The sequence below is a fragment of the Vibrio sp. Makdt genome (assembly GCF_027587015.1).
GTDB classification, from domain to species: Bacteria; Pseudomonadota; Gammaproteobacteria; order Enterobacterales; family Vibrionaceae; genus Vibrio; species Vibrio chagasii_B.
On sequence record NZ_JAPPTH010000027.1, the window covers coordinates 1 to 19,771 of the forward strand.

The window sequence follows — 19,771 nt, forward strand, 5'->3', positions numbered from 1 at the left end:
CATATTATTTATTTTAGAAATGACATTTTCCACTTTACGTTCCATCTTAATGTAGTAGTCAACGCTAGTAGATAGATACATTCTAGTACTTAACATCTTTGCCAATATATACTCTTGGTTCAGCCTTCGACATATATGCATTATCTCTAACTGTTGTTCTTTGGTAACAAAATATCGAGAAAGAAAAATATAGAAATAATATCTTTGCATTTTAATAAAATCGAATATGTTAGCTTCAGCGCTAAACATTTCCGATTTTAATTTCATACTAGATCCAGACAATACCGAGCTGACATAATCCATTGTCCTGTGCTGGCCGCCAAGGTATTCATTGAATTCGGATAGCAAAATCTGCCGGCACTGATTGATAAGAACACAATTACTAATATCTTTTAAGGATGAAAGAGCCTCCCCTATATTCAGCATGTAAATAGAATAAATACCACTGCTAACAATAGATTCTTTGAAGTTGGATAGTGTAATCGATACGCCTTTTGGATATGTCACTGTTGGTGTACCATCCAAAATCTCAATATTCTTACCACTCCCCAACATCATTAGTGAATTATGTCTATAATCATAACTATTCGGGTTGCGATTTAGAAAATCATCCCTATAGAAAACATTGTTTAACGGAATAGAGAAACTTATCAACTCACTACCACCAAAAGTGCTGATAAATTTATATATTTCTTTAGAAGATGAAAACGCATCAGTTTTAAATTCAGTTTTTTTTATCTTTCTTGGATCGACCAAGCCATTTAATATCCCAGATAAATATTTCTCATAAATCCCTTCAATATTATATGTATTTAATCCTTGTACAGATCCTAGAATGAACTCAGGTTCAATATCATAAAATCTACAAGCAATTGCCGTATTTAAATATGCACAATTGCTGACTTCATCGAACACACCATCACTTGGATTTATAACATTATGTTCTAACAAACCCAATCTATTCACTTAAATAGTTATGTATCGTATTTAAAAGATAATCCCGTTCTAATATATGATCAAAGTGAGATTCGTCTATGAATATCCCAAATTCCTCTTCTACACGAACAATAAAAGTCATGAATTCTAAAGAATCTCGGATAACTTTTTTAATTTCAAAAAGCTCCTCTACTTTAGTTCGATTAAAAGAATTAAGTATACTAACAACTTTATTAATTATCTCATTGGTTTCCATTTCAACCTCCTTTTTAATCTAAAGATAAAACAACAAAACAGGACACTCTGTGATTATAAATCACATCCCGCCATCAATCTCATATATCGAACCATTTGAAAATTGTCCTTTCTCTATAAAGAACTCAACCATTTCCGCCACTTCATATGGTTCTCCAAAACGTCCCATCAGTATACGATCCTTCAGCTCTTCCTTATGTACATCTTTCAAATCAGATATCATATCACTGTTTACATATCCAGGTGCTATTGCTATACACCTTATGTTCCATTTACTCAGTTCTATTGCCATAGATTTAGTAAACGAATTAATAGCCCCCTTAGATGCTGCGTAAGCCGATACACCACTTCCCCCACGCACTCCGGCCATAGATGAGGTGTTAATTATCAATCCAGCTTTTCTACGCATCATTTTTTTCGAAACATACTTTGTTAAGAGAATGGTCCCCTTAACATTTGTATCTATCACGTAATCAAGAGAGTCGCTATCTAGAGAAAAAATTAGGCTACTCGTGCTTACTCCTGCATTGTTAATTAACACATCGATATCACCAAATTGCTCAGTGTATTCTTCAACGAATTTTGAAACTTCTGTTTCATTCTTAATATCGAGTTTATACATGCAAACTTTAACATTATTATGATCCGCAAGCTTCCATATTTCTTCCTTTTCACCTTCGTTATTAAGGTACGTATACCCAACATTATGCCCACTACGGATTAGAGATTTCACAATAGCACTGCCAATAGATCCAGATCCGCCAGTAACAATTATATTTTTCACACTAACTCCACCTTAAATGTATCATTCACAAAATCTAATAACTCTACCGCTTCTTTAGCACACGATACTGAAAAATAAAACACAGCTACTGTGTCTATATTTACTGACTGTGGGGCTATTATATCCCCTATTTTTTTTGTTATGTCTACAGTTCTAAATAGAACGTTTTTCTTAATCTCGTTTAAACCTTTAAATGATTTAATGATACCGGAACCATCAATTTTGAAGTCAATCTCAAACGAATGCCATTTTAACTTTGGGATCTCAACTTCTTTTAATGCATTAGTCCTCATCTTCATGAAGACGTCATACACGTCATATTCAGCGGAAATCTTCAGCATCTCATAAATAGTTTGACCACCACCACTAAGTCTTGGCGAAAATTCAACAACCTTAAGTTCGTTGGTTTCCCTATCCCTTCTGATTTCCATATGTATTGGAGCGTTTTTATAAGGAAATGCCGAAATTATTTTTTTAGCTAAAGTTTCAAACTCTTCAACGCCATGGCTATTTATAATGCTAAGAAGGCCTTCTTCTTGAAAAGTAGGTCCAAATAGATCGGGGATTTTTTTTGATAACATTAGTGTATGCCAGGTACCATCTATCACAAGCCCATCAAAGTTAAATTCCTCCCCATGTATGTACTCTTCTATCAGTACATTATTCATACTTTGATTATCGCTATACGTAGATTTAATGAACGTAGATAGCCTTTTTACCTGAGGTACCAGTTTCTTTACTTGTTCAATACTACTAACTTTGTGAACTCCAACACTATAGCAACCAATGGGGGGCTTAATAATCCATGGAAAAGAGATTTTATTTAATACTCTTTCCAACTCATCATCAATATTCTTAGTAGTATCCAGTAAACAAAACTCAGCAGTAGGAATTCCATATGATTTGGCTCTTTCTTTCATAAGGATCTTATTCGTTGTTTCTTTTACTAAATCTGGTTGGTTATGTACAAGGTCCAGTTCTTTGGCAAGCATATCAACCATATGCTGATGGAATTCACTATGTGATAGAATCGCCTTAAACTCATATTGTTCATGAAGAACTCTACAGTATTTTGAAACCTCTCCAAAGTCTTGTAAGTTGGTTTCATAATACCGAGCGATATTTTTCACTTTAAAACTATCACATTGGTTACTGCTATTGTTTAATATAACAACCCCATACCCAAGCTCTCTTAGCTTGTGAATAAAAGTATCATATCCAATGTTATAATTTATGATTAGAACATTATTATTCATGAATACCTCTCTGTACATGTTCTCAATCGGTCCCAAAACTTGATCTCAGACTCGCACACTTCATTAAATCTATGATTTAATCTGTCTATAGCTGACTCGTCATAGTGCATTGAAAACCTAAGCGCTGTGCTCGAAAGCATCCTCCATGATTTAATAAGTTCTTCATGATAAGATCTTATCATTCCTTCTCCAGATATATTTACTTTAAGTCTATCAATAATATCTATCAGTAGCATTCTATTTGGAATCACATACAAAGTGTTTATATTGTCTACAATTTTCCTTAGTACTTCACTTCGACCTGTTGTGTTTTCTCTTTCAATTACATTAAATAAGTTACTTTTCCATAACACTATATTTTCCACCGAAACATGAGACTCCATCGCTTGATCCCTTAGCGCATTCAATAGCTCCTCATTTGTCAATGGCTTATAGGTTTCAGTGCATTCTATTTCTTCGTGGTATCCGTAATACAGACTAAACTCATCTCCTATCCTGTTCTCCATCGCCTTCGTTAATTGATCTCGATCTATTTTTGTTTTGCATGCCATATTTGGTGTTCCAACAACCAAAGAGTCAATGATATCCAGCGTCTTTAGTGCCTTACTCTCTCGCTCAACATATACACTATGTAGGTAACCCCTATTCAACCTGTAGATATCAGCATACTCTAAGTATTCAGAGTTTAGCCAAATAACTCTACCTTTAGCATATTTACTATTATCAAAAAAATCATCAATGTCCGTATGATATACTTTCTTTATATTTAACCCGACTCGATTTAGATAATTATCAATGACAGAGAATAGATTAAATCTTAGCTCCGGAATACCATATTCGTCTTCTCCAGATGTCAGAAAGAACCCGTTACCAGCTAACCATAATGTAGATTCTCTTTCTATAATTCCACTAGATTCCAACATATTAATATATGAACCGGTATAGCAATTAATTGCTACTCTACCTATTTCTTCAATATTAAAACTATATTTCGCATTGAGGGACTTTTTTGGCACTGTATTTTTCTCTGCTTAGCAAGATGTTTGATTTCAATGATGATGAAGGCCACTTTTCAATGTTTCGACCTAGTTGGTAAAGTAATGCATATGACATTCTCTCAACACCAACAGCCAAACACGCGCTATATAAGTACCCTCCATCCTCCCCTCTAATATTAAAGGCTTTTGTTAATGATTTTTCATGGATATTCCTAGAAAAGCAGGACATATTAGAGTTTGAGGATGTAGGGAAAATCAGTTCCTTTTTAGCAGCCTTCAGAACTTGGATTTCTTTAAGACGCTCTGAGTTCGCACCAAAAAAAATATCTGACGCTACTTTTTCTGAAAACTCGACACCACAAGAAAGGAGCTTATTTTTTAAATTACAGAATATATTTTGTGTCGCATTATAAACATCATCCTTTCCTCCAATTACCACAATTTCACGCATTTTAAAATTGTGGAGCCTGAAAGGGTTCCTTATACTTTCCGCTTCATTCCTAAAGCATGAGCTTTCACATAGGAATATATTTAATCCTTTATCAAAACTTTCGTTTTGATGATTAAGAAATGTGTGATAACACGCAGAAGGGTTTAAAACATAAGATTCGCCATCATAACAATTGGTATCGTGATCAATAAATTTATTTCCTATAGGATCATTTTCTTTCGTCGTGTTTGAAAATGCATCTTTTTTGAATTTTCTAGCGACATAGTTAAAGCCAGGGAATTTTCTAAAGTAGTTTACTTTATCTAGCGCATCAACTGTTAAAACTTGAGGATACTCTTCCAACCGAACATTATGCGACCACTCAATACATTCATCCAATAGTCTTCTCACCCCATACATAACTAGTAAGAAATCGCCACTATATGTGTAGAAGCCTTTAGACATCACTGATACTTCTCTATCCTTAATCAAGGATTGAAACAGGTTATCTTGGTTGTTAATTTCCATTTTTTTCTTTTCTTACTAGATTATGTAATTCTGAAAAAGTCTCGACTTCTATAATGTCTTCTTCTCGAATAGATACTCCTGTTTTTTGCTCTATAGAAACAATCAGATCCATAGTTAATATGCTATCAAGTCCCAAGTCATCAAATAATAAACTTGAATCAGACACTTCATTTACGGAGTCTAGTTCGGCGATATCTACAACAATTTCTTTTAGCATGTTTATCATTTTATATAATTCCTTTTTAAGTAAAATTTTCTAGGTTATTACATTTAGAATCGTAAAGTTTATTGCTCACCTTAGATTTTCGTACATAGGTGTCAAATCAACCAGGATTGTATTTCTATACCCTGAATTAGCGCCTTTCTTTAATCTTATTCTTTCTACTCCATGGCTAACATCAATATCCTTCACTCCGAAGCCTTCTAATGGTTCATTTAATGTGAATCTATCTATGACATTGTCGTTATGAACATTTTCTGGGAGTATATTTACTGAAGCAGTATTTGCGATATAGCTCATACCTCCTTCAATATTTTTTCTATCGATTAGAAAAACATAGTCGTACATTTCACCATCTTGGTGCATACAGCATGGAGACTGGTAAGCTTCATTAGACAACAGATCTACCTTTTGTGAAATAACGTGCGCTCCAATTGATATTGGTCTGTAGAAATCTATTTCTTCCCATACCGCTTCTTTTACAGCTATTTCTATTATTTTTTTGAATACTGGGTTATCAAGGATAACCTTAGATATAGGGTCAAAATAACGCCATTTTAAAGAGTGTTCAGGATTAAATTCACCTTGATAATAAGGGATTTTTTTCAGTCCATCTGAGATACTATCATCCGACACCCAGTCTATAGATCCCTTCCATGGAAGATATACTGCTCGACTATATTGCCGGTACCTTGTTCCAGATGAGTCATATGGGTCCTTAGGTAAAATAGTAAAACTCTCTTTAAGATTTTCCAGTTGTCTATTTACAACCGGATCGTCTTTATTTAAGTAATTAACAAACCTCTTGTAACCCTTATCCCAAGATTTTTTACTCTTTGATTCAAGTTCTATAATTGAATCGATCAAAACTTATGCCTCTTTGTGTAAAAACGACGACATTAAATCACAATATGATACAAGTTGTAAACAAACTAGTTACATAAGTTGCGTATATATCACTATAAATTTTAACTTTTCCTGAGAACCCATCCGGAAAGTGCCTAGCTTCGCTTTTCAGCCATCTAAACGAAAAATTTAAACGCCTTACGAGGCCTTGTTGCTTAAATCGGTGGAACTAAATCTACAAGCTACGATCTGATCGGCTACACCCATCCATCGTAGTACCCTCATGCCTAAACCTCGTTACAAAACAACTAACTGGAAGCAGTACAACAAAGCCTTAATCAACCGTGGTTCTCTGACCTTTTGGAATGATGAGGAAGCTATAGCCGAGTGGAAGCAAAACAAACAAGGCAAGCGTGGTAGACTTCGCCGATTCAGCGACTTAGCCATTACTACCGCTCTGATGGTGAAACACGTTTCTCTATGCCATTGAGAGCGCTGCAAGGTTTTCTAGACTCCATATTTAAGCTGGTTAACATCCCGCTGGTTTGCCCCCATTACACCTGTATAAGCCGCCGAGCTAAGGATGTTGAGGTTTCATTTAAAACTAAAACCAGAGGTGCGATACAACACCTAGCCATTGATGCCACTGGTCTCAAGGTTTATGGTGAAGGTGAATGGAAGGTCAAGAAGCATGGAACTGATGGCAAGCGCAGAGTCTGGCGTAAGCTGCTCATCGCAGTAGATACAAGCACCCACAAAATAGTCGCAGCAGAGCTGAGCTTATCTAACGTAACCGATGCCGAAGTGCTCCCCAACTTACTCAAGCTGATACGTCGGAAAATCATTGAGATATCAGGCGATGGCGCTTATGACACGAGGAATTGCCATGATGCCATACGGTTCAAGCGAGCTGTTCCGCTCATCCCGCCAAGAGAAGGGTAGCCTTCTGGGAACAAGGGCATCCTTGTAATTTAGCGGTAGGTTGCCAGAAGGTCTACGGCTCTAACAAGAAGTGGAAAAAGCGGTATGGCTATCATAAGCGCTCTCTGTCAGAGACCGCAATGTACCGAGTAAAACAGTTGCTAGGTGGGAAATTAAGCCTGAAGAACTACAACGCTCAAGTTGGCGAGACTTACGCTATGATCATAGCCCTGAATACGCTTACAGGGCTTGGTATGCCTGAAACACAGTATATCGATTAAGAATTAAGCACGATGGGGCAGGCATGCCTTCTCTCTGAATTAAGCAACAAAGCCTTACCCAAGGTGACCGAAGCGTTGGAAATCATCCAACATGCGACGGTAAGCCTGATTCAAACCGATACAGAACAAGAGTTATTGGTGGTCGATGTCACGCCTTCTTTCGCCAGTTTGTGGTTGGTGCCAAACATTGATGCATTCCATCAAGTCCACCCTGATATCCACGTTAAAGTTCGCACCAGTGATGGTCCAATAAATCAGTTAGATGTAGACAGCGACATCACCATCCGCTGCCTTCCTCTTTCTAGTCACTATGAACATGGTCGATTGTTGCGTCAAGAAACGCTGCTGCTAACGGGCTCATCAAGTTCTTCAACGTGTAACGACAAACAGTCCATTGCGAATTTCGCTTTTATTCCTCAAACAACGCGCCCGCAGTTGTGGGAGCAGTTCAAACTAGAACAATCTCTGCAAAGCGCGATTCATTATCACCCTGTCGGTCATGAGCATTTCTATCTTTCTTATGAAGCGGTAAAGCTTGGCAAAGGGCTTGCCCTCCTGCCTGATTTTATGGTGCAACAGGCGATGTCGAGGGGTGAGGTCCACCACATCCAACAATTGAGTATGCATAGCCATTATGGCTATTACGTATTTGTGCCGAACTACCGTCTAGCGGCGCGAAAAGTCTCGCTGTTCAATGATTGGCTATTTACTCAGCTTGGAGGTGCGTCGGTTAAATAACAACTCCGCTTCAATTTTTCAATCTGTGGTTGAAGCCAGTACATCAAAAGATATTCGCGTTACACTGAAGGTGTTGCCAACTGTAATGAGGGTTTATGACGTTATCTCCTGCCTTTCTGCGTAAATCTGGTACTCCCCTTCTGTCAACCTTGGTCTGCGTGCCACCAGCGCGATTGTTCTGTTCATGGGGTTGGGTGTGCTATTCAACCAAATCAATCTCGCCATGACGGCTTTAATGACCATGCCTGCAGCATTGATCAGTGGTTTAGACACTGCCGGTCCTAGGCGTTGGACACGCTTTGCAATTACCGCTTTCACGTGGAGCATTACGCTTGTCATCAGTTATGCCCTCCTGAATATGGGCTTACCACTGTGGCTGACTTACGGCGCGATGTGAGCAGTATTGGCGAGTACAGCAGTGAATGGTCCGTTTTGGGGACGTCTTGGCATGTCGAGCTTACTGATCGCGGTCGTGAGCTTGTCGCTACATAATTCCAGCGCGGTACTTGGTCTCTATCCTATGTTGGTGTTGGGACCACTCACTTTTGCGCTGTTCAGTTGGCTTTGGTTTGCTTTATGGAAACATTACGCGCTGCGTGTTTGTCTTTCTGCGATTTACGAGACGCTAGCGGACTATATTCAATATCGCCAAGCTTTCTTGCTTGGAAGCGAAAACGATGCTCCGAACCGACGCATCAAATATCAGTTGATTGAACTGTTCCAACAAGCGCTGCAATCAGAATCTTTTCGCTCTAAACATGAAGATGCCAACTCATCGTCCGGTTCAGCGTCACATCCATTTAGATTCGTTCTCAGCAACGCATGAGGCAAAATCTCAGCGAGTGGTTGTTCGAAGTCGTAGTCATAGTCGTCTGAAAACATCAATATGGTTTCCGTCAATGATTCAAAGATGCTGTAAGTCTTTAATACCGGCTGACCTTCACTAAACTCGTTGTAGCCTTGAGTCGTGATTATATCTAATAGAAAGGGCTTCCCATTTGTCGGTACGACCTCTACTGCACCAAAATTAAGGATACCATCGAAGTCATGACCTTTAAGGGTAATAACCATGGCTAACTGAGCGATTAGATTTTCATTACGTTCTTGTTGACTAGGTACTGTTGATATCGCTGCTTTATCGGTCTGATTCGTTAGAGGTGCTGCAATTACTTGTTCCATGTTCAATCCCTTGTGTTATTCACTTAGTTGCTTGGAATGAGTCTATACCTGCCGCTCTGAATGGACAAAAAAAGACGGGGGGAGGTGAATTAAAATGGGGGGAGTCCAATGACATATGCCTGTGCTTTCGATGCGACTGCCTAAGTCCTTGAATGTAAGCCACCAGCAAACATCAGTAGTTACTGAATGGCTAACACATAGTTTGGCAAACAGTTAACACGTAGAGCACGATAGATCGGCGTGTTGTTTTCAGATGAGCTGAATTTCGCCGTTTCAATGCAATAAAAGTGGGGAGCTTGTGATTGATAGGGACAATAGCCTACATACGACGCAGCGTTTGTTTCAAAAGGCTCAAAATCAATTAGCGTACCTCGGATAAAGGCATGCACCAATTTTGATTGCTCTCGTTTAACCCTTGCTTTCCCCTTCTCGCTTACGACAAATTCACAGTCAATCAATGACACTGAGGAAGATTAGCCAATCGCCTTTCCATAAGACTCTTTCTCTCGTGACCGAATAGAATACACACGCGTTGTGTCGGTGGAGCGATGTAAGTTCAGATACACATCAACTTTCATGTCATGATCTCCAAGGTCTTAAGAGAAAGAATCGAACAAGGTGTCAATTAGCAATAACGAGCTTCATGAGCAGCTTTGAGTTTTTCCATCAATGACGACAAAACAGCGGCTTCCGTTTCAGGCAGGGAATCACGAGCGAATGCTTTTAAGAACTCGAAATCCAGCGCTTCATACGTAGCATCGAACTGACATACCTCATTCGGAGCTTCAACTGCTGTTCTGTGCATGTCATCCAATAGTTTGCAATGGTCTAGGTATTGCTCTGTCGCTCCATCAAGCAACTGGTTGGTTTCAAGCCAATGAAGGAGCCTATTCCATGCCATGTCTTCGTCCGTGGCATAAACAAGGTATGATTCTGGTTCGAAACCTTCTGCGTGAGTAACGACTAAGTACGGTTGTTTCATGTCTATCTCCAATTTAAAACGTTAGGGACTGGGTGCTGCCCACGCCCCGTTCCAGTTAGGTTATGCCAGTTCGTGAGCGTGCTTTGTCGCGATGTCCACAATTTCGCTTTCGAGAAATTCCTTGATTTTACTTTTACGAATTTGCTTCAAGTTCTTGGCTTTAAGTTGAAAGTCTTCAATGGTTTCCTTGCTGGTGGCAATTTTCGATTTCCAATACTGAACATGGTCAGGGTCAGATTTCAGCTGAACCTTAAACTCATCAAGATCACATTGAGTGTCATTGACCACCCATAGGTGAGCAAGCAGATCCGATCTGGATTTATCTAAGATATGACTTTTGCAGGCCAGCATCGCTGATCGTTGGTCTTTATGCTCAATGAAGGAAAAGCCTGCATTTTCAGGCAACGAAGGCATGATCACTTCTACAATCTCGTTGCCTTGACTGTCGTAGCCTCCATGAGCACTTGGGTACTTCGATAGCATTAGAATGCCGCAATATGCGAGCTCATCATGAATGACTTGATACCAGACGTTGCCCCAAAACATTGCCATGTGATTTCTCCATTCGTTTGTGTGTAATGACAACCAAAGCATAGGTTCAACCTCTCTCTCTTCCCCCCACTCACTCTGGCAAGTCAAACGATATCGACTCTGTACTCCAATATGGGGGGAGCCCTTCCATTCATCGAATAAAGTATCCCTAACGCCAATCAAGGAGATGCAGCATGAACAACCTTACTTTTGAACAATGGGTGGAATCCTTTAAACCAATCATCAACGAGAATGGGGGTAGCGCCATCTTCCTTGATGACAAATGCATCTCATTCGAAACCTATGGCAACGACCTAGAAACCATCAAAACAACCGACGCCAGTCGAGTCTGGACGATCATCGAGATTGATATCGACGAAGAAGAAGATGAGCTGGGTGAGCCTGTCGACAGTAAGTGGGTAATTGTGAATGGTTGCCATTGGGTTAACCGAGTCGGTTACATCATTACTGAAACGCCATGGCAAGACGGCATTGACTACGAAATTACTTACGACTGATACAAATCAGACGGACTCCTGAAGAGGCAAAGAGAGGCAAATATGGACATTAATAATTAAAAAATCGTCGCTAACGATCTACTCAAGGCAAGAAGTACTGCTGATCCATCAATCGTATTGGAATGTGCTGATGGCAAAGTTCGCATTTATTCGTTTCCAATCTCAGACCAAGACAGCAAAGAAAAGATGACCATGGCGCTGCGCGTACTGATGGGCAAACTCAACGTGCTCAAATACACGTTCGTTCTAGAAGCTTGGATGAGTACCAACCCCGACATCCGACCTTCGATGTCGCCTACACGTCAAGAATATATGGTGTTTTTGATCAATAACCGTGTAGACGAAACATGCACCTTCTGGCCAATTCAACGCAATGAAGATGGTTCTGGTTTTGTCACCGAAACACACGATGTAAACCAAAACGGACAATCCGGTTTAATGTGCGATTTGTTCGACACTGAACCGTATGAAAAACTCAGTTTTACGAAAAAAAGAGCGGTCGACAAATTGGTTCTCCGATTACTGAACATGCGTGCAGAAGCAACGCCCACCATGCATTAGTTTGGTTGTTCCCATGTAAAAAAGAGCACCATTGTGTGCTCTTTTTCAGTTAGGCGACTTGTGGGAACTTCCTTTCCGGTTCGCCATCTCTCACCAACTCGTAAAGCATTGGTTCATAATGGTTTGTGGCCATCAGTATTAAATAGACGGGAACACCTTGGTCATACAGTGATTTTTGAAACACTTTGACTTCTTTCACTGTCATTGAAGCTGTGCGTTCCCTCATCATTCGCGCTTCGCTGACCATGCTATCCGAATAAAACTGCCCAGCCTTGGAGTTGACCTTCAGGTATGGTTGAATGCGCTTACCCAATCGGTCTAACAGGAATTGGTCACTAAAACCCGACTGCTTCAATCTCAGAACCTTGTCCTTCAGTTGTTTCCTTCGATCAAAGACGTAGCGCTTTTGTTCATTGACCAATTGAGCGGCCTTATCCGTGAGTCCCTTTTTGTTTTTGAAAATACCATGCCTTGCGAGTCCCAATAACTCATGTTCATTCACTGTCGTTGATGAGGGCGAACCATCAAGGTTATACCGGGTATAGCAAGCTTGATAGCAATTAATCAGCGCCAGCTTGTACTCTCTGCTGGTGAAAAAACGGTCCAGAAAAAAAGAAACGTCTGCCGGACTGAACGATTGACACAACGTTTCTTGCAAAGCGGCACCAGCTCCGATGGCAAGAGGTTTGAGAGGCTTTCCTGACAAAATGGGAAAGCGTTTGAATGCATATTGTTGGATTTGCTCTTGAATAACACGATCCATGTTTACCCTCTTCGGTTGTTCCATACCCTCATCATTGTATCTAACTGAGTTTACAGATTGACAAATAGCGAGAGCAAAAGACGAAATTACCCAACTCAACAAAATCGACTTGTAAATTGCTAAACTGTCATGGTTTTCGTCGTATAACAAAGTTAGTGCATAACTAGCGAGATATAGTATGACGCCTGAATTTGAAGCAAAACTCGACCGCTTGAATAAACTTCGAAAAAACGCAATGAAAAGCAATGCGTTCTCGGATGCTGCCAAAGAACACGAAAAAGCCATCCAACAAACCGACAGCCACTCCCCTGCCACCACCAAAAAGACCAAAAAGAAAGGTCCCAAATCATTAGCGGAAATCTACAAACCGCATACACATGAAGAAACCCATTAGATAATGGAATCTAAGAGTGGGCGCTGCTGGTGGTATTAGCGGATACCCAATCTTTGATATACGCCGAAAATGCACTCTGGTCAGAGATATGCCCCGAGCAAGCCGGTTGACCCGTAAACTCCGCTTTTCGTTTAGCAATAAAAGCCATGAACTCCCAATTGGTGCCAGTTGGACACCATTGTTTGAAAGCCAAATATCGTTCATTCATGATTCTTCTCCTCGGCAGAAACGCTGTCTATTGATAGTAACGTCCCCTCGTCAGAGTACCTAGAAACCTCCCCCCGTTTGGTATCGCTGGAGGTTGGAATCATCGCCATCGAAGCCCTTTCTATTCTGGCTGCAGCTCTGTACTCAGAACCCGTCATCCGCCTGAAATATGAAAGTCACAGTTGGTCGATGCATGGAACTCAATAAAGCATATTGATTGTCAACAATGAAATTTGGGATAAATCAAGCTTTTGTCACATAAAAATAAGCAGAAAAAACAGGCGCTTATGAAACAAAACAAATAAACCTAAAAAAACGCCTCACTATTTGGAATTCAAAATTAGGTTACCTGCAATGATTCAAGGGCCTACTTAAAAGGTATTTACCGGAATTATTGGAGATATTTCTATGCAAAACACAATCAACGTCAATGATGTACAAAAAGTAGATTCAAAGACGACATACCTCGGCTTAATTACATTCGCGCTTATGTTTTTTACCGTCTCGGCCATTGCCGGTTCAGGTGGTGATGCGTTCCAAGGCTTATTTGATGAACTAGTGAGCTTTGCTGAAGGTGTTCCTGGACAAATTATCGCGTTCTGTTCTTTCGCAGGGATCATCATCTTCTCAATGGTTCGACCAAACCTTATCGGTCTTGGTGTTTCTGTCATCATCATGCTGGTGCTGGCGCAACTTCAAACCATTATCACTACCATGCTAACTGCCGGTCTTCCGGTATAAAGCAACAGATGTCTCTGGGCCTTATAGAAGAGGCCCAGAAGTACATAAGGGGGTCATATGAGTAAGTTAGACATCAATAATGATGCTCGTCCTCAACTACCGAACAATCAAACCTATGTGCCACTTCGAGTAAACGACAAACAATCGGTGATCGGAATGGAGTCGGATACAGCGGGGATTTTGCTTGTCGGTATCGCTATCGGACACATCAGCAAGAACCTGTTACTTATCGGTGGAATCGCCATTCTTCTCGCTCTCGCCTATTCATGGGTCAAAGATAACTATCCCAAAGGTCGGCTCAAACACATGTTGTGGTGGGCTGGAATCATTAACTTTAAATCCCGTAAATCGTTTCCAGAAGCATTTAACCGTACTTATTTTCGCTAACTCTTTGTAGCGATCCGTTTTTAAATTCTATGTGTTGTTTTAGCAAAAGTTTGAGGTTTGCTATGAATATATTTAACCGCAAAAAAAAGGGGCAGGATGAGTCTGAACTGGAGCATGATTCAGATTCGAATGTCCAACGTTCTTGGCAAGCAGCCATCGACCACAGTAACAAAATGACAAAGATGACGGGGCTGTCCATCATTATCTGCGCGTTTCTAGCGTTTAAGGTAATGACAGCGAAACCCGTCACCGTTGTTACCCCGCCTAATTTCTCTGAAGAAATTGTCATGATAGGCAACAAAGCCAACTCAGGTTACAAGAAGCAATGGGGCATATTCATTGCCAGCATGCTTGGTAACGTGAATGTCCGTAATGTGGATATTGTCTTAGATACGCTCAAACCAATGCTCTCCATTCGAGATTACGAAGCATTGAATGAGCAAGTGATCAGTCATGTGAAAGCTTTAGACATCAGGGACCAAGTGCAAGAGTTCAACGTATTAGATGTGTTCTACGACAACAAATACGACAAAGTGATTGTTTACGGCGAGCGTAAGCTTACCGAGCGGAAGAAACGCGGCAATAAAAGCGATGAACGCCGCGCAGTACGCTGGACATACGAACTCAAGATTGCCAATGCACACGGTAGTCCAAAGATGCAGTCCATTGACCAATATGAAGGCGCTCCGCAGATAGAACGCAATCGTATCGAACGCAAGCAAGACAAGTAGGTCCCGTTATGAAAAATTCACATCAACTCGCTAGATATACGACCTTGCTTTGTGCCACGTTATCATTCGGTGCAATGGCAAACCAAAACGTCATCCCTATTGAACCTGTTGGCTCGAAAGTGGAGCGACAAACAACGCAACCAGAAAATAAAGCGGCTGTTGCTGCAATGGTTGACCAAGTAGTCAAATCTTTACCGACCGATAAGCAAGAGTCATTAAGTCAATTCACTCCAGTCAATGACCCAGCTGCGAAGCAACCTATTGTCAGCACAAAATCCGTCGATGAATTTGGAAGAGTCACCCAATCAGACAAGAACGTGATTGTCGCAACACCACCAACGGCCCAACCACCAAAACCTTCTCTGACTGCATTCGAACGTATGCCGCGCCAAATGGCGAAGAAATTTAAGCCGGTTCAGAAGTACAAACTACGCCCTTCAGATAATATTACGTTGCCTGCAGCAAAGTACATACTCAACAGTATTCGCACCTCTTTCAAAGAAATTAACATTCGCAGTTCAGATCCCAATGTCGTCATGAAAGTGGATGGTAGCTTTATCTATTTCACGTCTAACAACGATGCCCCTTTTAATATCATTATGTTCGAAAAAGGGGTGCCTGAAACCCAAGTCAACTTAACGATTTGGCCACTTGATGTCATGCCTGCAATGGTACAAGTCGATGTCCGATACAACAAAGCATTACAAGCAAAAGTGAACCGCGTATTGGCATCCAAAAAACAGGATAAAATTGAGCAAGAAAAGCGCATTCAAGATATGGAATCTGAATTGGCCATTGCCAGTGATCCTGAAGTTAAGTCATCTGCATACGTCGAGGGCATCAACAAACTGTTTGCGCAAACGGCAGGAAAAGCAACACCTACAGGTTTTGACTTGCAGACCAACATTCCGCGAGACGCGTTACGTCCTTGTCGATTTGGAACATATGCAGAGACGAAACAACGTTTAATATCGTCTCGACGAATCGTGGACATTGTATTGGTTAAAAACGTTACGAATCGAAATGTGGTTTTGCGAGAGCAGGATTGCTGGGTAGATGATGACGTGATCGCAACGGGTATCTTAAACAAAGCGACCTTAAAGCCATCAGAAAAAACCGAAGTATACGTATTGCGCGACCGACTGTACTACCAACGTATGCATTCTCGCAATGAACGTCCATCACTTCTGGATTAATCGAGGTGAACCATGAAGATTAACTTTAAAGAACTTTGGGAAACCAACAAAAATTTCCGATATGGGGTGATTGGCGTCTGTATTGTTCCTGCCGCCTATGTAGCGATGCAATTTATTCATCCGGGCAAAATTGAACGACCGAACGCAGACGCGAATAAAATCGAAAAAGTGTTCATGCCTTCGAGCACACGTACCCAACTAGAGAGGGAAGACGTTGACGGAGTTCGTGACGCCTTAGTTGAAATTTCGGCCATCGATAAAAAGTCGTCGGCACGCAATGACAATTACCAGTACGACCAGTTAAAACAAGAGGTCGATGGTCTTCGTCAAAAAATGGCAGATCAAGATGCTGAGATTGCCGAATGGAAGTCAGGCAAACGCCAATTGGAAAGAACCAACTATGATCCGAACCAAATTCGACAAGGCCGCCAAGTCGTTGTAGATCGACACGGGAACGCAACGGAAATCACTGTCGACGCTAATGGCGTGCCGAACCAACAAGTGAGCCAGTTGCGCAGCTCCCCTCCCCCAGCTCTTGCAGGCATTCGAAGTGTCGATGAAGGGAATGATGCGATTTTGTTGCAAGACGGACGTGTAAAAACCTTAGTAGAAGCAAACCAACTGGTCGATGAAGATGAAATGTCAGAGGCGCAAAAACGTGAGGCATTGAATCAGAAAGAAATGGAGTTGGCTGCTGCCTTGAAGAACTATCAGCAAAAACCTGAGCAAAAAGGGTATTCAATTTCATTGCCAACTACCAGCCTTGTAACCGGCACTTTGCTATCAGGCATGCAAGCTCCAACCAGTATTGGTTCAGCGAGAGAGCCCCTTCCGGCGGTCATGCGAATCAAGACAGATGCACTATTGCCAAATGGTTATCGTGCTGACCTAAGAGACTGTCAGGCACTATTATCCGGCATTGGTCAATTGTCAGACCGCAGAGCCTACATGAGACTAGAAAAAGTGGTCTGCATCGATGAGGACGGACTCACTGCAGAAGCAGCGGCGCAAGGCTTTGCTACTGGCTCTGACGGTCAGGCAGGGATTCCAGGCACTTTAGTTGCTCGAAACGGTGAAGTATTGAAAGGCTCCATGTGGGCGGGTTTCTTTTCTGGACTGGCACAAGGTATTGCCCCATCAAGGGTGCCGGGTGTCGACATCAACTCTGACGGAACAGGCTTTCAAACACCCGATCTAGGGACACTAGGCACCTCGGCAGTACTCCAAGGTGGCGCCTCATCTTTGGACCGCATTTCGGAATACTACGTAAAAATGTTGGAAGAAATCTGGCCAACCGTTGACGTACCAGCAATGCAAGAAGTGACCTTCCTACTTCAAGCCCCTTTAAAACTGACGTTTAAGGAGATCTAATATGGCCACTGGTGATAATGAAAAGAAAAATGACCAACCAACTGAGGCGTCGAATTCCAGTCAGGAGCTTGAACAACTCATTGAGAAGGCATCAAAACCAACAATGCCCGACGAACCTAAAGGCGACGAAGAACCGACCGTGATTGAAGCAACGCCAACGCAAACGCAAACGCAAACGGAAAGTAAGACGTCAAATCTATTGCCGAAGATCATCATAGTGTGGTTAATGGTCCTATCAGGGGTAATGGCTTATGCCATGATGGTGATCGACAAACAAAGTGAAACGTCATTGAGCCAACACCCCATTGTGTTTTACCCATTTGGTAAAGCGTTTTCGGCTCTTAAATCTCAGGGTTATGATTTTGCTGCTATAGAAAAATATAACAACAACATGATCCAGATATTGAACTCTGAAGGGAAAGTGGTGCTACCTGCAGCTAGTGTGCATGGTCAGTTACCAGATTCTCTTGTTGTTAAGCTAATGTCCGTCGATGAAATGAACAGGCTGGCTTCGCAACAATCGGAGTAACAAAACCAATAAAACTAGCAAACAACACAGCTTGGCCACTTTCACAGTGGCCTTTTTTAATGCACTCCACTCGCGGCATCCATCGCACTCAAACAGATCGTGTCATACTTCGTCTTCATCACATTGACTTTGGTTTCTGCTCGAACCGCTCTGTTGTATGAGGCCAACACCTCTTCGCTAGAGTCTTTCACCAACGCCAAGATCGCTTTTTTCTGAGTCTCTGTTAAGTCGGTGGCCAGCAACGCGTCGATGCTTTCATCTATACGATCAAAATACTGAGCTAACATACTTCCCTCCTAGTTAATTTCATTTTGAATATTCAATAGCAAGTGACGACAAGCATTGTCTCTAAAGCGAACGTAGTCCACGGGAGAACCGATACCATGTCTAAGCGCATCTAATGTTTCCCGAAGGACGACGACTGGCATGTCAGGGTTTCGGCACTGTAGTCCATAAAAGTCGAACTCAAAAACCGTCATGTTTGCTTCGTCGATCTGATAGCGCCTTGAGATATCTTCAATACGTGTAAATAGGCCATAGGCATCGATATAGATCGTTTGCCCTTCAATATCGAAAGCATTGAGGTAATGAAGGTCAACGCCATACTCAGACAGAATCACACCTCGAATCGGGAACCGGCTACGTTCTCCAGCCACAATCAAACCCTCGCACAAGACATAACATTTTGAATGAGCGAACTCGTCAATAAATTCAGTGGTGACTGGGCTTGGCTGCTCACACAGATATTGGATGTCACTGAGAGACAATGAACGCATCACATCAATCAGCTCACGACATCCATGGCTATGCCACTTTACCCGCTTTACCTCATTCTCCATTGTTGCTCCCCGGCTATTCGTTGAATTCAATATACGACGTTTCCCATACCTGGCCTAGCAATCTCCCCCCACTTAGTACGTAACCCACTGAACGAGTGCTCGAAACATGTATTTTGGATTCGTTAATTGCCATTTATTTCAGCCCCATACGCTAGATTGATACGGTTCAACCCGAAAACATCATCACTAGTATTAGTGATCGTTTTCTCCAAGCTGGAGAGCTTCCAATTCTCCCATGCTATGCATGTCCCTTACTGTCAATGCACTTTGACACCAACAAGAGTTACCCACTCGCATTACTACCCGTAATTAACCCCAATCAACGGTTCAACACACACACCCTTGGGTGTTTTTTGTGTACCTGCGATGTCACCTACCCGTGAGGAACTACCCATGAAATTAAGCACTTTGTTCACCATATTATTTGGTTTAGCGACGGTTTATTTCTGTATTCACCCTGTTCTTGTTGTTCGTGGCACAGAGTTCCCTTCTGCATTCCATGATGTGGTCGAATTCTGTAAAACATGGCGCCATGTTTTGTTGATCACCCTACTCTCTTGGGCTTCAGCAGGCATTACCCTTTGGCTAACGTTTACTATTCACAAACACAGAGTCTAACCCCCTGTTAGCACCTGGTACTTCCACCAGC

Annotated in this window: 26 protein-coding genes and 3 pseudogenes; 13 read left to right on the forward strand and 16 right to left on the reverse strand. The window is 41.5% G+C overall.

The window, feature by feature from the left end; genetic code table 11:
* From OH460_RS23020 to OH460_RS23055, 8 genes are all read right to left on the reverse strand, one after another.
* Window positions 1-951, reverse strand: a 951-nt coding sequence (locus OH460_RS23020) for a hypothetical protein (protein ID WP_269999668.1), incomplete at its 3' end; no start/stop codon positions are given.
* 7 nt (window positions 952-958) lie between these two features.
* Window positions 959-1,192 (reverse strand): hypothetical protein, encoded by a 234-nt coding sequence (locus OH460_RS23025; protein WP_239862366.1) that lies wholly within the window; start codon window positions 1,190-1,192, stop codon window positions 959-961.
* A 60-nt stretch (window positions 1,193-1,252) separates the two neighbouring features.
* On the reverse strand, window positions 1,253-1,975 hold the full coding sequence (locus OH460_RS23030; protein ID WP_269999669.1) for an SDR family NAD(P)-dependent oxidoreductase: 723 nt from the start codon (window positions 1,973-1,975) through the stop codon (window positions 1,253-1,255).
* Window positions 1,972-3,231 carry an ATP-grasp domain-containing protein gene (locus tag OH460_RS23035; protein ID WP_269999671.1) on the reverse strand — a complete coding sequence of 420 codons (1,260 nt, stop codon included), beginning with the start codon at window positions 3,229-3,231 and terminating at the stop codon, window positions 1,972-1,974. Before OH460_RS23035 ends, OH460_RS23030 begins: the two co-directional genes overlap by 4 nt.
* Window positions 3,228-4,247 (reverse strand): hypothetical protein, encoded by a 1,020-nt coding sequence (locus tag OH460_RS23040; protein WP_269999673.1) that lies wholly within the window; start codon window positions 4,245-4,247, stop codon window positions 3,228-3,230. Before OH460_RS23040 ends, OH460_RS23035 begins: the two co-directional genes overlap by 4 nt.
* Entirely contained in the window at window positions 4,216-5,187 is a 972-nt protein-coding gene (locus tag OH460_RS23045) for an aminoacyl--tRNA ligase-related protein (protein WP_269999675.1), read from the reverse strand. The genes OH460_RS23040 and OH460_RS23045 overlap by 32 nt, the downstream gene beginning before the upstream one ends.
* Window positions 5,177-5,413, reverse strand: a complete 237-nt coding sequence (locus OH460_RS23050; RefSeq protein WP_269999677.1) for an acyl carrier protein — start codon at window positions 5,411-5,413, stop codon at window positions 5,177-5,179. Before OH460_RS23050 ends, OH460_RS23045 begins: the two co-directional genes overlap by 11 nt.
* A 66-nt stretch (window positions 5,414-5,479) precedes the next feature.
* Window positions 5,480-6,274, reverse strand: coding sequence for a 2OG-Fe dioxygenase family protein (locus OH460_RS23055; protein ID WP_239834746.1), 795 nt, complete (start codon window positions 6,272-6,274; stop codon window positions 5,480-5,482).
* Window positions 6,275-6,536: 262 nt separating this feature from the next.
* On the opposite strand from OH460_RS23055, the pseudogene OH460_RS23060 reads away from it, so the two are divergent.
* The 3 pseudogenes from OH460_RS23060 to OH460_RS23070 form a co-directional block, all read left to right on the forward strand.
* Window positions 6,537-7,455 (forward strand): annotated as a pseudogene (locus OH460_RS23060) (IS5 family transposase).
* A 51-nt stretch (window positions 7,456-7,506) separates the two neighbouring features.
* A pseudogene (locus OH460_RS23065) lies at window positions 7,507-8,193 on the forward strand (LysR substrate-binding domain-containing protein); the annotation flags it as partial.
* 95 nt (window positions 8,194-8,288) lie between these two features.
* Window positions 8,289-8,968 (forward strand): annotated as a pseudogene (locus OH460_RS23070) (FUSC family membrane protein); the annotation flags it as partial.
* Here the strand turns inward: OH460_RS23070 and OH460_RS23075 are convergent.
* The 4 genes from OH460_RS23075 to OH460_RS23085 all read right to left on the reverse strand — a co-directional run bounded on the left by OH460_RS23075 (window position 8,896) and on the right by OH460_RS23085 (window position 10,906).
* Window positions 8,896-9,372 (reverse strand): hypothetical protein, encoded by a 477-nt coding sequence (locus OH460_RS23075; RefSeq protein WP_269999680.1) that lies wholly within the window; start codon window positions 9,370-9,372, stop codon window positions 8,896-8,898. The pseudogene OH460_RS23070 and the gene OH460_RS23075 overlap by 73 nt on opposite strands.
* Before the next feature lie 179 nt (window positions 9,373-9,551).
* The gene (locus tag OH460_RS27465) at window positions 9,552-9,836 is read right to left on the reverse strand and encodes a hypothetical protein (protein WP_443088694.1); all 285 of its coding nucleotides are present in this window, start codon (window positions 9,834-9,836) and stop codon (window positions 9,552-9,554) included.
* 161 nt (window positions 9,837-9,997) lie between these two features.
* Complete coding sequence (locus tag OH460_RS23080; protein ID WP_269999682.1) at window positions 9,998-10,354, reverse strand: hypothetical protein; 357 nt, start codon at window positions 10,352-10,354, stop codon at window positions 9,998-10,000.
* A 60-nt stretch (window positions 10,355-10,414) separates the two neighbouring features.
* Window positions 10,415-10,906, reverse strand: coding sequence for a hypothetical protein (locus tag OH460_RS23085; RefSeq protein WP_269999684.1), 492 nt, complete (start codon window positions 10,904-10,906; stop codon window positions 10,415-10,417).
* Between the two features lie 173 nt (window positions 10,907-11,079).
* Here OH460_RS23085 and OH460_RS23090 point away from each other — a divergent pair, with 173 nt between their 5' ends.
* Together OH460_RS23090 and OH460_RS23095 are read left to right on the forward strand one after the other, a co-directional pair.
* Window positions 11,080-11,403 carry a hypothetical protein gene (locus OH460_RS23090; protein ID WP_081230233.1) on the forward strand — a complete coding sequence of 108 codons (324 nt, stop codon included), beginning with the start codon at window positions 11,080-11,082 and terminating at the stop codon, window positions 11,401-11,403.
* 192 nt (window positions 11,404-11,595) lie between these two features.
* Window positions 11,596-11,964: a hypothetical protein gene (locus OH460_RS23095; protein ID WP_269999686.1), complete on the forward strand. Its 369-nt coding sequence runs from the start codon at window positions 11,596-11,598 to the stop codon at window positions 11,962-11,964.
* Window positions 11,965-12,013: 49 nt separating this feature from the next.
* On the opposite strand, the gene OH460_RS23100 is transcribed toward OH460_RS23095, so the two are convergent.
* On the reverse strand, window positions 12,014-12,727 hold the full coding sequence (locus OH460_RS23100; protein ID WP_269999688.1) for a hypothetical protein: 714 nt from the start codon (window positions 12,725-12,727) through the stop codon (window positions 12,014-12,016).
* Window positions 12,728-12,905: 178 nt separating this feature from the next.
* Here OH460_RS23100 and OH460_RS23105 point away from each other — a divergent pair, with 178 nt between their 5' ends.
* A complete protein-coding gene (locus tag OH460_RS23105; protein ID WP_081230236.1) occupies window positions 12,906-13,121 on the forward strand; it encodes a hypothetical protein in 216 nt (71 codons plus the stop codon).
* 10 nt (window positions 13,122-13,131) lie between these two features.
* On the opposite strand, the gene OH460_RS23110 is transcribed toward OH460_RS23105, so the two are convergent.
* Complete coding sequence (locus tag OH460_RS23110; RefSeq protein WP_081230237.1) at window positions 13,132-13,329, reverse strand: hypothetical protein; 198 nt, start codon at window positions 13,327-13,329, stop codon at window positions 13,132-13,134.
* Window positions 13,330-13,736: 407 nt separating this feature from the next.
* Between OH460_RS23110 and OH460_RS23115 the strand changes: the two genes are divergently transcribed.
* The 6 genes from OH460_RS23115 to OH460_RS23140 all read left to right on the forward strand — a co-directional run bounded on the left by OH460_RS23115 (window position 13,737) and on the right by OH460_RS23140 (window position 18,283).
* Complete coding sequence (locus OH460_RS23115) at window positions 13,737-14,069, forward strand: hypothetical protein (protein ID WP_081230238.1); 333 nt, start codon at window positions 13,737-13,739, stop codon at window positions 14,067-14,069.
* A 57-nt stretch (window positions 14,070-14,126) separates the two neighbouring features.
* Entirely contained in the window at window positions 14,127-14,456 is a 330-nt protein-coding gene (locus OH460_RS23120; RefSeq protein ID WP_081230239.1) for a type IV conjugative transfer system protein TraL, read from the forward strand.
* A 62-nt stretch (window positions 14,457-14,518) separates the two neighbouring features.
* On the forward strand, window positions 14,519-15,187 hold the full coding sequence (locus tag OH460_RS23125) for a TraE/TraK family type IV conjugative transfer system protein (RefSeq protein WP_269999692.1): 669 nt from the start codon (window positions 14,519-14,521) through the stop codon (window positions 15,185-15,187).
* An 8-nt stretch (window positions 15,188-15,195) separates the two neighbouring features.
* Complete coding sequence (locus tag OH460_RS23130) at window positions 15,196-16,383, forward strand: hypothetical protein (RefSeq protein ID WP_269999694.1); 1,188 nt, start codon at window positions 15,196-15,198, stop codon at window positions 16,381-16,383.
* 12 nt (window positions 16,384-16,395) lie between these two features.
* Window positions 16,396-17,754 carry a TraB/VirB10 family protein gene (locus OH460_RS23135; RefSeq protein ID WP_269999696.1) on the forward strand — a complete coding sequence of 453 codons (1,359 nt, stop codon included), beginning with the start codon at window positions 16,396-16,398 and terminating at the stop codon, window positions 17,752-17,754.
* 1 nt (window position 17,755) lies between these two features.
* A complete protein-coding gene (locus tag OH460_RS23140) occupies window positions 17,756-18,283 on the forward strand; it encodes a hypothetical protein (protein ID WP_269999697.1) in 528 nt (175 codons plus the stop codon).
* A gap of 56 nt (window positions 18,284-18,339) precedes the next feature.
* Here the strand turns inward: OH460_RS23140 and OH460_RS23145 are convergent, their stop codons facing one another.
* Both OH460_RS23145 and OH460_RS23150 read right to left on the reverse strand, forming a co-directional pair.
* Entirely contained in the window at window positions 18,340-18,570 is a 231-nt protein-coding gene (locus tag OH460_RS23145) for a hypothetical protein (protein WP_086714999.1), read from the reverse strand.
* A gap of 9 nt (window positions 18,571-18,579) precedes the next feature.
* A complete protein-coding gene (locus OH460_RS23150) occupies window positions 18,580-19,122 on the reverse strand; it encodes a hypothetical protein (protein WP_102423366.1) in 543 nt (180 codons plus the stop codon).
* 393 nt (window positions 19,123-19,515) lie between these two features.
* On the opposite strand from OH460_RS23150, the gene OH460_RS23155 reads away from it, so the two are divergent.
* On the forward strand, window positions 19,516-19,740 hold the full coding sequence (locus OH460_RS23155) for a hypothetical protein (RefSeq protein ID WP_081230246.1): 225 nt from the start codon (window positions 19,516-19,518) through the stop codon (window positions 19,738-19,740).
* Window positions 19,741-19,771: the final 31 nt, after the last annotated feature.

What these genes read in the sequence shown, in the direction of transcription:
- OH460_RS23145 (WP_086714999.1), bottom strand. Translation starts at nt 18,570, where the DNA reads ATGTTAGCTCAGTATTTTGATCGTATAGATGAAAGCATCGACGCGTTG.
- OH460_RS23035 (WP_269999671.1), bottom strand. Translation starts at nt 3,231, where the DNA reads ATGAATAATAATGTTCTAATCATAAATTATAACATTGGATATGATACT.
- OH460_RS23120 (WP_081230239.1), top strand. Translation starts at nt 14,127, where the DNA reads ATGAGTAAGTTAGACATCAATAATGATGCTCGTCCTCAACTACCGAAC.
- OH460_RS23130 (WP_269999694.1), top strand. Translation starts at nt 15,196, where the DNA reads ATGAAAAATTCACATCAACTCGCTAGATATACGACCTTGCTTTGTGCC.
- OH460_RS23090 (WP_081230233.1), top strand. Translation starts at nt 11,080, where the DNA reads ATGAACAACCTTACTTTTGAACAATGGGTGGAATCCTTTAAACCAATC.
- OH460_RS23125 (WP_269999692.1), top strand. Translation starts at nt 14,519, where the DNA reads ATGAATATATTTAACCGCAAAAAAAAGGGGCAGGATGAGTCTGAACTG.
- OH460_RS23100 (WP_269999688.1), bottom strand. Translation starts at nt 12,727, where the DNA reads ATGGATCGTGTTATTCAAGAGCAAATCCAACAATATGCATTCAAACGC.
- OH460_RS23095 (WP_269999686.1), top strand. Translation starts at nt 11,596, where the DNA reads ATGGCGCTGCGCGTACTGATGGGCAAACTCAACGTGCTCAAATACACG.
- OH460_RS23045 (WP_269999675.1), bottom strand. Translation starts at nt 5,187, where the DNA reads ATGGAAATTAACAACCAAGATAACCTGTTTCAATCCTTGATTAAGGAT.
- OH460_RS23135 (WP_269999696.1), top strand. Translation starts at nt 16,396, where the DNA reads ATGAAGATTAACTTTAAAGAACTTTGGGAAACCAACAAAAATTTCCGA.
- OH460_RS23025 (WP_239862366.1), bottom strand. Translation starts at nt 1,192, where the DNA reads ATGGAAACCAATGAGATAATTAATAAAGTTGTTAGTATACTTAATTCT.
- OH460_RS23140 (WP_269999697.1), top strand. Translation starts at nt 17,756, where the DNA reads ATGGCCACTGGTGATAATGAAAAGAAAAATGACCAACCAACTGAGGCG.
- OH460_RS23080 (WP_269999682.1), bottom strand. Translation starts at nt 10,354, where the DNA reads ATGAAACAACCGTACTTAGTCGTTACTCACGCAGAAGGTTTCGAACCA.
- OH460_RS23050 (WP_269999677.1), bottom strand. Translation starts at nt 5,413, where the DNA reads ATGATAAACATGCTAAAAGAAATTGTTGTAGATATCGCCGAACTAGAC.
- OH460_RS23150 (WP_102423366.1), bottom strand. Translation starts at nt 19,122, where the DNA reads ATGGAGAATGAGGTAAAGCGGGTAAAGTGGCATAGCCATGGATGTCGT.
- OH460_RS23110 (WP_081230237.1), bottom strand. Translation starts at nt 13,329, where the DNA reads ATGAATGAACGATATTTGGCTTTCAAACAATGGTGTCCAACTGGCACC.
- OH460_RS23075 (WP_269999680.1), bottom strand. Translation starts at nt 9,372, where the DNA reads ATGGAACAAGTAATTGCAGCACCTCTAACGAATCAGACCGATAAAGCA.
- OH460_RS23105 (WP_081230236.1), top strand. Translation starts at nt 12,906, where the DNA reads ATGACGCCTGAATTTGAAGCAAAACTCGACCGCTTGAATAAACTTCGA.
- OH460_RS23115 (WP_081230238.1), top strand. Translation starts at nt 13,737, where the DNA reads ATGCAAAACACAATCAACGTCAATGATGTACAAAAAGTAGATTCAAAG.
- OH460_RS23155 (WP_081230246.1), top strand. Translation starts at nt 19,516, where the DNA reads ATGAAATTAAGCACTTTGTTCACCATATTATTTGGTTTAGCGACGGTT.
- OH460_RS23085 (WP_269999684.1), bottom strand. Translation starts at nt 10,906, where the DNA reads ATGGCAATGTTTTGGGGCAACGTCTGGTATCAAGTCATTCATGATGAG.